The organism is Sphaerisporangium flaviroseum, from assembly GCF_039537005.1.
GTDB classification, from domain to species: Bacteria; Actinomycetota; Actinomycetes; order Streptosporangiales; family Streptosporangiaceae; genus Sphaerisporangium; species Sphaerisporangium flaviroseum.
In genome coordinates, this window is the sequence record NZ_BAAAZR010000036.1 from 109,689 (window position 1) to 124,472 (window position 14,784).

The following is a 14,784-nucleotide window of genomic DNA, read 5'->3' on the forward strand; positions in this document are numbered from 1 at the left end:
GAGGATCACCGATGGTAACCGTTGGCGTTCTGGTACGCCTCCATGCCCGCCCAGGCAAGGAGCGGGAGATAGAGAACTTCCTCCTGGACGGGCTGGGCCTGATAGAGGACGAGTCGGACACGGCCACGTGGTTCGCACTGCGGATCAACTGCGCGACCTACGGCATCTTCGACGCGTTCACCGAGGACACCGGGCGGCGGGCCCACCTGTCCGGCAAGGTGGCGACGGCCCTGAGGGAGAGAGCCGACGAGCTCTTCACCCGGCCGCCGACCGTCGAGCGAGTCGACGTCCTCGCCGCCAAGATCCCCACCTGACCAGAGCGGGCGCGCCGCGGGCCCTCGACCCAGGGCGCGGCGGCGACCCGCTCGGAGGGCCACGGTGCGGTGTCAGGCGCCCGAGCCGGTCGGGGCGGGCTGGATGCGCTCGGACAGCCAGGCGAGGGAGAGCGGGTAGCGATAGTCGATGGCGCCGTGCCCGGCCTCGAACAGCTCGAACCGCACGACGTCGTCCCGCACTCCGTGGTCGAGGAGCGCCCCGTGGAAGGCCTGGGCGCCGAGGTCGAGGTAGAACTCGTCCCGCCTGCCCGCGTCGATCCAGATGGCGCGCATCGACCGCATCGCCTCGGCATGCCCCGGCACCATGCGGACAGGGTCCCAGTCGAGCCAGCGCTGCCACACCTGGTCCCTGAGCACTCCGGTGTGGGGATCGAACGGTAGCTCCGGAGTGCCGTCCGGCTGGGCGGAGAAGGCCGCGGAGCAGCCGAGAACGGACAGCAGCACGGCGTCCGCCTCCTCGGTGAAGGCGGTGCGGGCCTGGAACTCCTTCCACCACCGGTGGATGTCTCCGTCGAACGAGCGGAGATGGCGGACGGCATGGGCGAACTCGGGCAGGTAGCAGTATTCGTAGAGGGTGTCACCGGCGTGGGTGGCGAACGCGCCGAACAGGTCGGGACGGAGCATCGGGGTGATCATCGCGCCGAATCCACCGCTGGACTTGCCCGTGATCGCGCGGTGGTCGCGATCGGCGAGGGTGCGATAGCGGTCGTCGACCCACGGCACGATCTCGTCACAGAGGTAGGAGTGGTAGTCACCGGTGCCGGGCGAGTCGACGAACTGGCTGCCGCCGTAGGCCGTCCACGCGTCGACGTAGACGACGATCGCCGGCGGCGCCTCCTCGCGGGCGAAGACCTGGTCGGCGGTCTCGGGGAACGGCTGGCGGTAGGGCGTGCGGTTCCGCCACATGGCCACATGACCGGTGTAACCCTGGATGACGTAGATGGACGGGTAACGCCGGTCGGGGTGGTCGTCGTATCCGGGGGGCACGTACACCCACAGGGGTCGCCGGTGCGGGTCCCCCAATGGGTTCGCGCGCAGCAACTCGCTCTCGAAGACGTGCTCGTCGATTCGTCCGGACAGGTCAGCCTGCCAAGGCAGCATCGGTACTCCTCCTTCGGCCTCCACATCCGTATCACGATCCCCGGCGTTCCGCCTCCCCGGCCGGGCGTCGAGCGCACCTGTCAGCGGAGCAGGATACGGGCCCATCGGCGGCGGGCCACGAGCAGACCGAGCATGCCCATGCAAAGGTCACCCAGGTTCCGGGGAGGCCGAACCCCCGGCCGGATGACCGGCCGGAGCTCTCCGCGAAGGTGCGCTAGTCGGCGGTGAGCGCGTCGAGCAGGTCACCGACCGGGGCGTCGGGCAGCGAGCGGGCCACATCGGCCAGCGCCACCATCCCGACGAGCTTGTGCCCGTCGATGACCGGGAGCCGGCGGATCTTGTGCGAGGCCATGGTCCGCAGGATCTCCGTGGCGTCGTCGACGGACTCACCGAGGTCATGCCGGGCCGCCCGACCCTGCTGCATCACCGCCACCCCATCGACAACGTGCGCGATCCCTACGACAAGAACACCGTCGACCCGCTGTCGCGGCTGCACGCGCTGACCATCATGGCGGCCGAGCAGCAGACCATGAACTTCTACATGAACGTCGGCCCCACCTACATGGAGCCGATCGCCCGCCAGCTGTACCAGGAGATCGGACTGATCGAGGAGGAGCACGTCACCCACTACGAGTCGCTGGTCGACCCCGGGGAGACCTGGTGGGAGCAGCTGGTCACCCACGAGTACAACGAGTGCTACCTGTACCACTCGTTCATGGAGACCGAGTCCGACCCCAGGATCAAGGCGATCTGGGAGCTGCACCTGAACATGGAGCTGGAGCACCTGCGCATCGCGGCCGACCTGTTCCGCCGGCACGACGGCCGTGACCCCGAGCAGGTCCTGGCCCCGCAGCTGCCCAAGCCGGTCACCTTCGAGCCCAACAAGGCCTACCTGCGCGAGCTGCTGGAGACGCAGATCGACTTCACCACCATCGGAACCGGGTACGTACAGGACATGCACGAGCGGTTCGAACGCCTCCAGGAGCAGATCCACGGCGGCGAGAAGCCACCGAGCGAGATCGTCATCGACGACAACCGCAGCAAGTCCGGCCGGGAGTACCGGCTGGAGACCGAAGGCCCGCACCCCGTCCCCAAGCTTCGCGCCGCCGAGTAGGCACAGCACCACACGACGCCACAGGTGGTACGGCCCGCCACGCGAGCCGTACCACCGAGGCCGAGATCGATTCAGGGAACCAGCGGCCTGCGCCCCACCGCGTCACGGGGGGACGCGGGCCGTTCCTTCGGCCGCGGCCGGTTCAGCGCCATGACCAAAGTGGTGCCGTAGACCACGTGCCCCGCGGCCATCACCGCCGGGCGCGGCCGGGTTCCGGCCCCGCCTTGTCGCCGGTGGCCATGACCGCGCTCATGTCCACCGTCGCGAGAAGCGTCGTCCGCCTTCCCTGTTCCCGCACGTCATGGGTTGAGCAGAATCTTGATGGCGCCGTCGCGCTTCTTCTGGAAGATCTCGTACGCGTGTGGCGCCTGGTCCAGCGGCAGGCGGTGGGTGGCCAGGTCCATCACGCCGAGCGGGTCGGTGTCGTCGCTCACGAGTGGCATCAGATCGTCGATCCAGCGCTTGACGTGGGCCTGACCCATGCGCAGGGTGATGCCCTTGTCGAACATGCGCATCATGGGCAGCGGGTCGGCCATGCCGCCGTAGACGCCCGTGATCGAGATCGTGCCCCCGCGGCGGACGGTGTCGATGGCCTGGTTGAGCGCGGCCAGCCGGTCCACGCCCGCGTTCTTCATGAGCGGAGCCGCCAGCATGTCGGGGAGCAGCCCGGTGGCGGTGTGGGCGAGCTTGGCCATCGGTGAGCCGTGGGCTTCCATGCCGACGGCGTCGATGACCGAGTCGGTCCCGCGCCCGCCGGTCAGCTCGCGGACGGCCTCCGGCACGTCCCCGGCCTCGCGGGCGTCGATGACCTCGATGCCGTGGCGGCGGGCCATGGCGAGGCGTTCGGCCACCCCGTCCACCGCGATCACCCGGTGGCCCAGGTGCTTGGCCACGCGGGCCGACATCTGGCCGATCGGGCCGAGGCCGAAGACCGTGACGCTCCCGCCCTCGGGGAGGTCGGCGTAGGCGACGGCCTGCCAGGCCGTCGGCAGCACGTCGGACAGGTAGACGAACCGCTCGTCCGGCGGGCCCTGCGGCACCTTGATCGGCCCGAAGTGCGCCTGCGGAACGCGCAGGTACTCGGCCTGGCCGCCCGGGACCTCGCCGTAGAGCTTGGTGTAGCCGAACAGCGCGGCGCCGGTGCCCTGCTCACGGACCTGGGTGGTCTCGCACTGGGCGTACAGCTTCAGGTCGCACATGTGGCAGTGGCCACAGGTGATGTTGAACGGGATGACGACCCGGTCGCCGGGGACGATGTGGGTGACCTCGGCGCCGACCTCCTGCACGATGCCCATGGGCTCGTGGCCGAGGACGTCGCCCTCGCCCATGAAGGGCCCCATGACCTCGTACAGGTGCAGGTCGGAGCCGCATATGCCGGTCGAGGTGATCTTGACGATCGCGTCCGTCGGTTCCTTGATCGCCGGGTCGGGGACCTCCTCGACCCGTACGTCGCGCTTACCGTGCCAGGTGACGGCCTTCATGACTACCTTCCAGGTGGGTGGCGGCTTCAGCCGGGACGCCCGCTCACCACCGCCCGGTGATGAGGCTCAGGCGCGCCCTGACGGCTCGTGCGAGCCGGAGATGTCGGTTCGTACGCCACCGCTACCCCTCTCAACCTGGCATATACCGATCCCCGCAACGGCTTACGAAAACCTCCTCCCCGAAGTGATACGCCAGGGGTGACCCATACGAATCACAGTTTGGTTTGACATCACGGTGAAGTCTGGACAGATTCGGATGAAACAGCCAAATGCAGTGGGTCGTGTTGTAGGGGAATAGGGTGGCCGAAATCGTGGTGGCTGGGCAGGACGGGAATGGCCGTAATGGTCGTCCGTGATCCTTCAGAGACCGTTCTCCGCGGCTCAATCCGAGATTTGTGTCAGCCGAATAACAGAGGATTAGTGAGGGGTGCCGGCCTTAGGGAGGACCTACGCGAGGCTGCCACCAGCCCGCACACGGAGGTGATTATCCGGCTTGCGGGAAGGTTCTCTGTCGAACGCGATGGTACGCAACTCGTAGGGAGAGCGATAAGCGGTAAAGCCCGCACGTTGCTCGCGCTGCTCACCGTGGAACGCGGGCGCGTCGTACCGATCCACCGGATCGAGGAGGTCCTCTGGGAGGGGCATGCGCCGAAGCGGCCGGCGAACAACGTCGCGACCTTGGTGAGCAGGCTGCGCAGGGTTCTCGGACACCACGCCATCACGGGCGGGCGCGACGGCTACCGGCTAGGCACGGCGCCGGCGGTGCGAGTGGACGTCGACGAGGCCGCCGCGCTGGTCGCCGAGGCCGAGGGGCGCCTGGCGGCGGACGAGCCGACTGTGGCCGGAGTCGCCGCGTCCCGGGCGCTCGAGTTTCTCAACAGCGGGTCGGCGCTGGAAGGAGAGCCCCACGCGTATTGGGCGGAGGTCGCGTGGCGAGAGGTCTCCGACCTGGTTCGGCGCGCGCGCCATGCGGCGGCGGCCGCGGCGCTCCAGAGCGCGGAACCGGCGGTCGCCCGGCGGGTCGCCGAGGCGGCCGTGCTGGCCGACCGGTTCGACGAGGCGGCATACCGCCTGCTCATGAGGGCGCACGCCGCCGCAGGCGAGCCGGCTCGGGCGTTGCTGCTGTACGCACGGCTGCGTGACGCCCTCGTGAACGAGTTGGGCACCGACCCCGCGCCTGAGACGCGCGATCTGCACCTGGCGATTCTGCGCGAGCGCCTGCCGATGTCCACGCCGGACTCGAATGCTCTCCGCGCGCCCGTACCGGCGAGCCGGTCGATGCTGGTCGGCCGCGATGCCGAGATGGCGCACGTCGCCCACGCCTGGTCGGCGGCGACGGCGGGGCGGCCTGTCGTGCTCGTGGTGACCGGGGAGTCGGGCATCGGAAAGTCCCGGCTCGCCGCCGAGGCGGCGTGGCATGTCTCCTCGACCGGAGGCACCGTCCTCCAGGCGGAATGCTACGAGGCGGAGCGCTCGTTGTTCCTCCAGCCTTTCGTCGACGCGCTGTCACCGCACGTCACCCGGCTCGCCCTGCCCGTGCTGCGGGAGGTGGCCGGCGAGCAGGCGTTCGTGATCGCCACGCTGGTGCCCGAGATGGCGCGGGCGCTGGGGTCGCCGCCGGATGAGCGCGACCCGGCGGAGTTCGGGCGAAGCCGCGTCTACCAGGCCGTCACCGCCTTCCTGCGTGGCCTCGCGGCACAGGCACCGGTCCTGTTGCTGCTCGATGACCTGCACAACGCCGGGGACGCGACGGTCGAGCTTGTGCACTACCTGGCTCGCCGGGCCGCCCCCGCGCGGCTGCTGTGCATCGCCACGATTCGCTCGGAGGCGAGCGAGGAGGTCTATCAGTCGCTCGATGGCGTGGCGCAACGGCTCGACCTGGAAGCGCTGCCGCCGGCCGCCGTGACCAAACTGGCGGCCGCCACCGGGAAGGACGAGCTGGCCGCGGAGATCTTCCAGCGGACTCGCGGGCACACGTTGTCCGTCGTCGAGACCCTACGAGGTCAGGACACCGACGATTCGGGGGTCCCCGAATCGCTGCGGCTGGCGGTTCTCCGCAGAGTGCGGCGGGTGGGCGATCAGATCGAGAGGCTGCTCCGTGCCGCGGCGGTACTCGGCTCGGCGTTCGACCCGCTGGTGCTCGCCGCGCTGGTCGATCGCACCCCGAACGAGGTCGCGTACCACTGCGAGCAGGCGCTCGCCGCTCGCCTGCTCGTGGTATCCGGCCGGCGGTACGCCTTCGCCAACGAGCTCATACGGCAGGCACTGCATGCGACGACTCCCGAACCGACGCGGCGAATTCACCAGCGGCGCGCGTCGGAACTGCTCAGCGACCGGACGAACCGGTGTCAGCCTATACGCCGATCTTCGGATTGGACTTAAGGGCTCATGACAGCGCTCGCCTGAAAGAAAAGCGCAGAGGGAGTTTGCCAAAAGGCGTTGCAGGAGCGTTGCAACGCGACCGCCTATTGATCGCCGGCCACCGCGCTTTATCGATCAGCGTCATGACCGGTCTGATCGTGCCTTTACCCGTGAAACAACGGGCGGACCGCTCGGGCACGCCGGGACCACCGTGCTTCGTCAAGCGATGCAACGCCGGTGCAATCGTCTTTGCCATAGTGCTGGTCCGATCTTGCGAGTGAGGGGGCCCGTCCAATGCACACAGGTCGCGGCGTCACGGACGCGCCACCGCGCGTCGGCAACAGTCGCGGCGAGGCCGGCGGTATGCCACGGCCCTCGACGAGCGAGAGGGCTTGATCGTGGACATTGTTCGTGTATCTGATGACTACTCGGCGAGAACGCATTCTGCGCGGCGGGGCACCCCCGCGAGGGAACCGCTCGCACGGCCGGAAGATCGCGGACCGCTCTCCTACGGCCAGCAGCGGCTGTGGTTCCTGGATCGCTGGCTCGGGGACAGCCCTGCCTACAACGTGCCGGTGACCCTGCGCTTCTCGGGTCCGCTGCTCGCCGATCGGCTCGTCGCCGCCTTGGTGTCCGTCGCCGCCCGTCACGACGTCGTGTTCACGGTGTTCGAGGACGAGGGCGGGGAACCCCGGCAGCGGCTGCTCGACGATCGCGAGCTGGCCTGCCCGTTCGTCGACCTCTCCGCTGGGGAGATCACCGAGTGCCGGGCCCGGGCCGAGGAGCTGATCCGCGCGGACGCCCGGCGGCCCTTCGACCTGTCCGCCGGGCCGATGGTGCGGGCGGCCCTCTACCGTCTGTCCGAGGACGAGCACTGGCTGCACCTGACGTGGCATCACATCGCGTGCGACGGATGGTCGCTGGACGTCTTCCAGCGCCAGTTCCTGGAGGCGTACCGCCACGGTGCGCAGGAGGCCGGCCCGCCGCCCCTCCAGTACGCCGACTACGCGCTGTGGCAGCGCGAAAGGCTGGCCGAGCCCTGGGTGGAGAAGGGGCTCGCGGACTGGCGGGAAACGCTGCGTTCGGCTCCCGCGCTGCTGGACCTCGGCACCGGCCATCCGCGTCCGGCCGAACTGAGCCATCGCGGCGAGACCGTCGAGTTCGCGCTGTCCGGCGTGCCGGCGCGCGAGCTTGAGGAGTTCGCCGCGCGTGAGGGCGCGAGCCTCTACATGGTGCTGCTCGCCGCGTTCACGGCCCTCGCGGCCAGGCATTCAGGCGGTGACGACATCGTGCTGGGCTCGCCGGTGGCCGGACGTGACCGCGCCGCGCTCGACGAGATCGTCGGCATGTTCGTCGACCTCCTGGTCCTGCGCACCGGCCTCGAGGACGACCCCAGCTTCCGCGAGCTCGTCTCCCGCGCGCGCGGTGGCGTCCTGAACGCCCTCTCCCGCAGCAAGGTGCCGTTCGATCTCGCGGTGAACCGCCTGCACCCTGACCGCTCTCTCTCCCACAACCCCATCGTCCAGGTGGTCTTCGCCCTTCATGAGGAAGAGCCGCCCCAGGCCTTGGGCGACGGCCTGACGGTGGAGCGTTACATGGTGCCCACCGGCACCGCCAAGTTCGACCTCACCTGGTCGGTCCACCGCCGCCCCGACGGCCTGCGCCTGGAGGTCGAGTACGCCACCGACCTGTACGACCTGTCCACGATCCGCGTACTGGCCGACCACTGGCAGACGCTGTTGCGGCAGGCCATCGCCACGCCCGACGTCCCGGTGAGCCACCTGGGGCTGATGTCCCCGGACGAGCGCGCGCTGGTCGTCTCCCTGGCCGGTGAGGACGCCGACCTCCCCGCTGGAACGATTCACGGATCGGTCGCCGAGCAGGCGGCCCTGGCGCCGGACGCGGTGGCGGTGGTCTGCGACCAGGAGCGGCTGTCGTACGGCGAGCTGAACTCGCGGGCGAACGTGCTGGCCCACTACCTGCGGGACCTCGGGGTGGGTCCCGAAGTGCCCGTGGCGGTGTGCGTCGACCGGTCGAAGGAGACGGTCGTCGCCACTCTCGGGGTCATGAAGGCCGGGGGTGTCTATGTTCCGCTGGAGGTCGACTTTCCCGCCGAGCGCATGGAATTCATGCTGCGAGACGTCGGCGCCCGCCTCGTCCTGGTCACCGGAGACACCGGTGGGCTGGTTCCGGACGGGACCTGGCGGAAGCTCGATCTGGACGACGTGCCGCAGGACGGCCGCCGCGACGACCCCGCGGATCCGGTGGGCCCGGACAACGGTTGCTATGTGATCTTCACGTCGGGGTCGACAGGCCGGCCCAAGGGAACCCTGGTCACGCATCGGAACGTGACCCGGCTGTTCGAGGCGACCGGTGCCGCCGGCCTGGCCGTGGGCCGCGGCGATGTGTGGACGCTGTTCCATAGCGTCGCCTTCGACTTCTCGGTCTGGGAGATGTGGGGCGCGCTCAGCACGGGTGGCCGCCTGGTCGTGGTCCCGCACGCGGTGAGCCGCGACGCCGAGGCGTTCTACGAACTGGTGAGCCGCGAGTCGGTGACGGTGCTGAGCCAGACCCCCTCGGCATTCCGGCAGTTCGAGACCGTCGACGAGCAGGCGGCGGCACCGCTCGCCCTCCGCGCGGTGGTCTTCGGCGGCGAGGCGCTGCACCAGCCGTCGGTGCGGCGGTGGGCGGCCCGGCACGGCCATCAGGCCCCGCTGCTGGTGAACATGTACGGGATCACCGAGACGACGGTGCACGTCACCTACCTCGAACTGGCCGACCGTCACCTCGGCGGCGCGGTGAGCCGTATCGGCCGCCCGCTGCCGGATCTGCGGGTGTACGTTCTGGACAAGCACGACCGGCCGTGTCCCGTGGGCGTGGCCGGTGAGGTGTACGTCGGGGGCGCGGGGGTTACGCGGGGATATGTCGGGCGGGCCGGGCTGACGGCCGAGCGGTTCGTTCCCGACCACCTGAGCGGCCGGCCCGGGGGCCGGTTGTACCGCACCGGTGACGTGGCCCGGTGGACCGCCGCGGGCGACCTCGAGTATCTCGGCCGTGCCGACGCCCAGGTCAAGGTCCGCGGTCACCGGATCGAGCTCGGGGAGATCGAGGCCACCCTCCAAACGCACGCGGCGATCCTCGAAACAGTGGTCGCCCCCCACCGCGGCGCCGACGGGCACACCGATCTCGCCGCCTACATCGTCTCCCATGGCGTTGACGTTCCGGCCGGCGAGCTGCGGGCCTGGCTGTCGGCACGGCTGCCCGACTACATGGTGCCGCGGTGGTTCGTGTTCCTGGACGTGCTCCCGCTGACGCCACAGGGGAAGGTGGACCGGCGCGCGCTGCCGGAACCCTCCAGTGAGCGGCCGGAACTGACGCAGCGATACGTCGCCCCGTTACCCGGAGACGAGGCGTCGCTGGCCGCCATCTGGAGCCGGGTGCTGGAGGTGGACCAGGTCGGCCGCCACGACAACTTCTTCGACCTCGGCGGCGATTCGATCCGCAGCATCCAGATCCTGGGCCAGGCCCGTAAGGCCGGATTCACCTTCACCCTTCAGGACCTGTTCCGGCATCCTGTCCTGGCGGACCTGGCCGGTGTCGCCAAGGCGGACGCGGAGGAGGCGGCCGACCAGGACAGGGACCCGTTCTCGCTGGTGTCGTCCCGCGATCGGGAACGGCTGCCCGAGGGCCTGGTGGACGCCTATCCGATGGCCGAGCTCCAGATCGGCATGGTCTACGAGATGGAGCTGGACCCCGACCGGCGGCCGTACCACAACGTCGACAGCCTGCGGATCGCCGGGCCCTTCGACGAGACGAAGTTCCGGGACGCTGTGGCCCGGGTGGTGGAGCGGCACCCGATCCTGCGCACCTCCTTCGACCTGAGCGGCTACAGCGAGCCGTTGCAGCTCGTCCACGCCACCGCGGAGATGCCGTTCACCATCGAGGACCTTCGCGGCATCGATCCGGACGCGCAGGACGCCTTCGTCACCGCGTACATCGACGCCGAACGCGGCCATCGCTTCGACCACTCGCGGCCCCTGCTGCTCCGCTTCGGCATCCACCGGCTCGCCGACGACGCCTTCCAGTGGACCGTGACCGAGCACCACGCGATCTTCGACGGCTGGAGCCTGCATTCCACGCTCTCGGAGATCTCGGAGGTCTACCAGCGGCTGCTCGCGGGAGAGGACCCGGTCCTCGTGCCGCTGCGGTCGTCCTACCGGGACTTCATCGCGGCCGAGCGTGCGGTGCTGCCGTCCGAGGACAGCGAGAACTACTGGCTGGAGCGGCTGTCCGACCGGCCCGACTGCCGGCTGCCGCGGTGGCCCGCGGATCGTCCGGCGCTGCTCGCCGGCCAGGTGCTGGAGGACGAGTGGCGCGAGCACAACGAGGCGGAGGGGTACGGCTCGATCGAGACGCTGCTGCCCGCCGAGGTCTGTGAAGGGATCCACCACCTGGCCAGGCGCTGGGGGGTGCCGTTCAAGACGGTCGTGCTCGCGGCGCACCTGCGGGTGATCAGCCTGGCCACCGGTAGCTCCGACGTGCTGGTCGGGCTGACCGCCAACGGCCGTCTGGAAGAGGCCGATGGCGCCGAGGTCCGTGGCCTGTTCCTCAACACGGTGCCGTTCCGGCTCCGGCTGCCCGAAGGCACCTGGCAGGATCTGGTACGGGCGGTGTTCGAGAACGAGCGTGAGCTGCTGCCGCATCGCCGATACCCCCTGTCGGCGCTGCAACGCAGGCTCGGCGGCGCGCTGTTCGAAGTGAACTTCGTCTACAACCACTTCCACGTGCTGGGGAAGGCCTTCGGCGCGGACCGCATGCGGATCGTCGACAACAAGATCGACAGCTTCAGCACCGCTCGCGTCGAGCCCACCAACTTCCCCCTCAACGTCGGCGTGATCCGCAACCCCTACTCCTCGCGCCTCCTGCTGGCCCTCGATTACCACACCGATGTCCTCGCGCAGGATCAGGTCGCCCTGATGCGGGATTACTACCTGCGCGTCTTCGAGGCGATGGTGGCCGGCCCGGACGCGTCCTACCGGGACGTGCCGGTGCTGGGCGAGGCCGAGCTGGGGTCGCTGGAGGCGTGGAACGACACGGCGGCGGAGGTGCCGTCGGCGCTGGTGCACCAGATGGTGGAGGCGCGTGCCGCCGCGTGCCCGGATGCCGTCGCGGTGGTGTCCGGGGGCGCGTCGGTGACATATGCGGAGCTGAACGCCCTGGCCAATCACCTGGCTCGTCACCTGCGTGACGCGGGAGTCGGCCCGGATGTGTGCGTGGGCATGTGCGTACGGCGTTCGGTGGAGATGGTCGTCGCGTTGCTGGCCATCGCGAAGGCGGGCGGGGTGTACGTCCCGCTGGACGCCGACTTCCCGGCCGAGCGCCTGCACTACATGCTCACCGCGGTCAACGCCTCGTTGGTGCTGACGGCGGGCGAGACCACCGGCCGTATCCCCGACGGCCCGTGGCGGTGCGTGGACGTGGGCGCCATCGCTCCGGCGGAGGATGACACGTATGCCGAGAACCTGCCGAACCTGGCACGGCCGGACAACGGCTGTTATGTGATCTTCACGTCGGGGTCCACCGGCCGTCCCAAGGGCGTGGTGACCCTGCACCGCAACGTCACCGAGCTGCTGCATGGCGGTGAGTTCCTGCGGCTCACCCAGGACGACACCCTGTTGCAGCTGGCTCCGTTGCCGTTCGACAACTCCACGTTCGAGGTGTGGGCGCCGTTGGTGGCGGGGGCGCGGCTGGTGATGGCGCCGCCGGTGTCCTACACCCCGGCCGACATCGCCGCGTGGGTGGACGAGCACCGGGTGAGTGTGCTGCACGTGACGGCGTCGCTGTTCGCGCTGCTGGTGGATCACGAACCGCAGCTGTTCGACCGGCTGCGGCGGTTCCTGACCGGCAGCGAGACCGTCTCCCCCCGGCACGCCGCCCACATCCTGGAACGCTGCCCGGACCTGGAACTGGTCAACTGCTGGGGACCGACCGAGACCACCACCTTCTCGGTCTGCGGTGTGTACACGCGTGACAATCTGCCTGCCGGTGCGTTGCCGCTGGGCAACCCGCTGGTCAACACGCAGGTGTGGGTGCTGGACGAGAGCGGGCGTCTGGTCCCGGCCGGGACTCCCGGTGAGTTGTACGTGTCGGGTCCGTGCCTGGCGCGAGGGTATCTGAACGATCCGGCCACGACGGGTGGGCGGTTCCTGCCGCATCCATCTCAGCCCGGCGTCCGCCTGTATCGGACGGGAGACCGCGGCATGTGGTCGGTGGACGGCCGGGTGGAGTTCCTCGGCCGGGTCGACCACATGGTCAAGATCCGCGGCTACCGGGTCGAACTCGGCGAGGTCGAGGCCGCGCTGCGTGCTCATCCGCTGGTGCGCGAGTGTGTCGTCGTCGCCCGCACGGGCGACTCCGCGCATGCCGATCTGGTGGCCTATGCGGTGCCCGACGGTGAGGGTGTGTCGCCCGGAGTGCTGCGGACGTGGCTGGCCGAGCGGTTACCGCAGTACATGGTGCCGCGATGGTTCGTCCTGCTGGACGCGCTGCCGCTGACGCCGCGCGCCAAGGTGGACCGCGCCGCGCTGCCCGCCCCGCAGGCCCAGCTCCCCTCGTCGGCGGACGTGGTCCCGCCGCTGCCGGGCGTGGAGGAACAACTGGCCCGTATCTGGTGCCACGTTCTCGGCGTGGACCAGGTGGGCCGCCACGACGACTTCTTCGACCTGGGCGGCGACTCCATCCGCAGCATCCAGGTGCTCGGCCAGGCCCGCGACGCCGGGCTGGCCTTCACCCTTCAGGATCAGCACCGCCACCCCACCCTCGCCGAGCTGGCCGGCGTGGTGCGGCACGCCGGCGACGAGGACCGGCGACCGGCCCGCGAGCCGTTCTCGTTGCTGCCTGCCGAGGAGCGGGAGCGGTTGCCCGAGGGCCTGGTGGACGCCTACCCGATGGCCGAGCTCCAGGTCGGCATGGTCTACGAGATGGAGCTCGACCCCGAGCGCCGTCCCTACCACAACGTGCACACCCTCCGGATCGCCGGATCCTTCGACGCCGAACGGTTCCAGGACGCGGTGGCCCGGGTGGTGGACCGGCATCCGATCCTGCGTACCTCGTTCGACCTGGGCGGTTACAGCGAGCCCATGCAACTGGTGCATCCCACTGCCGAGATCCCGCTCACGGTCGTGGACCTGCGCGACGCCGATGCCCAGAAGCAGCAGACGGCGCTGGCGGAGTACGTCCGGTATGAGCACCAGAACACCTTCGACCTGGCGAGGGCGCCGCTGTGCCGGATGGCCGTTCACATCGTCGGCGGCGACGCCTTCCAGTGGACGGTGACCGAGCACCACGCGATCTTCGACGGCTGGAGCCTGGCCTCCACACTTACGGAGATCAACGCCCTGTACCGCGCGTTGCTGACGGGCGAGGACCCGGCCGTGGAGCCGTTGCGGTCCACGTACGGCGACTACATCGCCGCCGAGCGGGCCGCGCTGCACTCCGAGGACAGCCGGCGGTTCTGGCTGGAACAGCTCGCCGACCGGCCGGACAACCGGCTGCCGCGCCGGCCCGCCCGGACATCGCTTCCGCGGATCGGCGAACGCCTCGAAGGCGAGCGACACGAACACGACCAGGACAGCGGGTACGGCGCCCTGACGAGCGTGACTCGGCAGGAGCTGGTGACAGGGCTGGAAGGGCTCGCCCAGCGATGGGGGGTGCCGTTCAAGGCGGTCGTGCTCGCGGCGCACCTGCGGGTGATGAGCGTGGTCACCGGTGATTCCGATGTGCTGGTGGGGCTGACCGCCAACGGCCGTCTGGAGGAGGCCGACGGTACGGAGGTCCGTGGTCTGTTCCTGAATTCGGTGCCGTTGCGGCTCCGGCTGCCCGAGGGCACCTGGCGGGATCTGGCGCGCGCGGTGTTCGAGGCCGAGCGTGAACTGCTGCCGCATCGGCGGTATCCGTTGTCGGCGCTGCAGCGCGAACTCGGTGGCGGCGCGCTGTTCGAGGTCAACTTCGTCTACAACCACTTCCGCCAGTTGGGCGGGCCGGCCGAAGACGGAACGCTGACCGTCGCCGACCCCGGCGCCGACCTGCCTGGCGTGGCGCGGACCCACTTCCCCCTGGTGGTGGCCGTCAGCCGTGAGCCGGGCGCCGATGGCCTGCGCCTGGAACTGGAGTACGACGCCAGGGCGCTGGACCAGGACCAGATCGCCGTGCTGCGGGATTACCACCTGCGCGTCTTCGAGGCGATGGTGGCCGATCCGGACGCGGCCTACCTGGACGTTTCCGTGCTGGGCGAGGTCGAGCGTGGGTTGCTGGCGTCGTGGAACGACACGGCCGCGCAGGTGCCGCCGGTGCCGGTGCACCAGATGGTGCAGGCGCGGGCCACGGCACGTCC

General features: G+C 69.8%; 7 protein-coding genes. 4 read left to right on the forward strand and 3 right to left on the reverse strand.

The window, feature by feature from the left end; genetic code table 11:
• Positions 1-11 precede the first annotated feature (11 nt).
• The gene (locus tag ABD810_RS32020; protein ID WP_344949288.1) at positions 12-314 is read left to right on the forward strand and encodes a putative quinol monooxygenase; all 303 of its coding nucleotides are present in this window, start codon (positions 12-14) and stop codon (positions 312-314) included.
• Between the two features lie 72 nt (positions 315-386).
• On the opposite strand, the gene ABD810_RS32025 is transcribed toward ABD810_RS32020, so the two are convergent.
• Complete coding sequence (locus ABD810_RS32025; protein ID WP_344949291.1) at positions 387-1,436, reverse strand: alpha/beta hydrolase; 1,050 nt, start codon at positions 1,434-1,436, stop codon at positions 387-389.
• A gap of 214 nt (positions 1,437-1,650) precedes the next feature.
• Positions 1,651-1,860 carry a CBS domain-containing protein gene (locus ABD810_RS32030; RefSeq protein WP_344949294.1) on the reverse strand — a complete coding sequence of 70 codons (210 nt, stop codon included), beginning with the start codon at positions 1,858-1,860 and terminating at the stop codon, positions 1,651-1,653.
• Here ABD810_RS32030 and ABD810_RS32035 point away from each other — a divergent pair.
• On the forward strand, positions 1,834-2,550 hold the full coding sequence (locus ABD810_RS32035) for a hypothetical protein (RefSeq protein ID WP_344949297.1): 717 nt from the start codon (positions 1,834-1,836) through the stop codon (positions 2,548-2,550). The two genes, ABD810_RS32030 and ABD810_RS32035, sit on opposite strands and share 27 nt — an antisense overlap.
• Before the next feature lie 299 nt (positions 2,551-2,849).
• Here ABD810_RS32035 and ABD810_RS32040 read toward each other — a convergent pair whose 3' ends face one another.
• Entirely contained in the window at positions 2,850-4,031 is a 1,182-nt protein-coding gene (locus ABD810_RS32040) for a zinc-dependent alcohol dehydrogenase (protein ID WP_344949300.1), read from the reverse strand.
• Positions 4,032-4,598: 567 nt separating this feature from the next.
• Here ABD810_RS32040 and ABD810_RS32045 point away from each other — a divergent pair.
• Both ABD810_RS32045 and ABD810_RS32050 read left to right on the forward strand, forming a co-directional pair.
• Entirely contained in the window at positions 4,599-6,413 is a 1,815-nt protein-coding gene (locus ABD810_RS32045; protein ID WP_344949303.1) for an ATP-binding protein, read from the forward strand.
• Positions 6,414-6,790: 377 nt separating this feature from the next.
• The coding region (locus ABD810_RS32050; protein WP_344949306.1) for an amino acid adenylation domain-containing protein at positions 6,791-14,784 on the forward strand (7,994 nt) is incomplete at its 3' end.

Excerpts from the sequence above, each read along its gene's own strand:
- ABD810_RS32020 (WP_344949288.1), top strand. The coding sequence starts at position 12 with ATGGTAACCGTTGGCGTTCTGGTACGCCTCCATGCCCGCCCAGGCAAG.
- ABD810_RS32025 (WP_344949291.1), bottom strand. The coding sequence starts at position 1,436 with ATGCTGCCTTGGCAGGCTGACCTGTCCGGACGAATCGACGAGCACGTC.
- ABD810_RS32035 (WP_344949297.1), top strand. The coding sequence starts at position 1,834 with ATGCCGGGCCGCCCGACCCTGCTGCATCACCGCCACCCCATCGACAAC.
- ABD810_RS32030 (WP_344949294.1), bottom strand. The coding sequence starts at position 1,860 with ATGCAGCAGGGTCGGGCGGCCCGGCATGACCTCGGTGAGTCCGTCGAC.
- ABD810_RS32040 (WP_344949300.1), bottom strand. The coding sequence starts at position 4,031 with ATGAAGGCCGTCACCTGGCACGGTAAGCGCGACGTACGGGTCGAGGAG.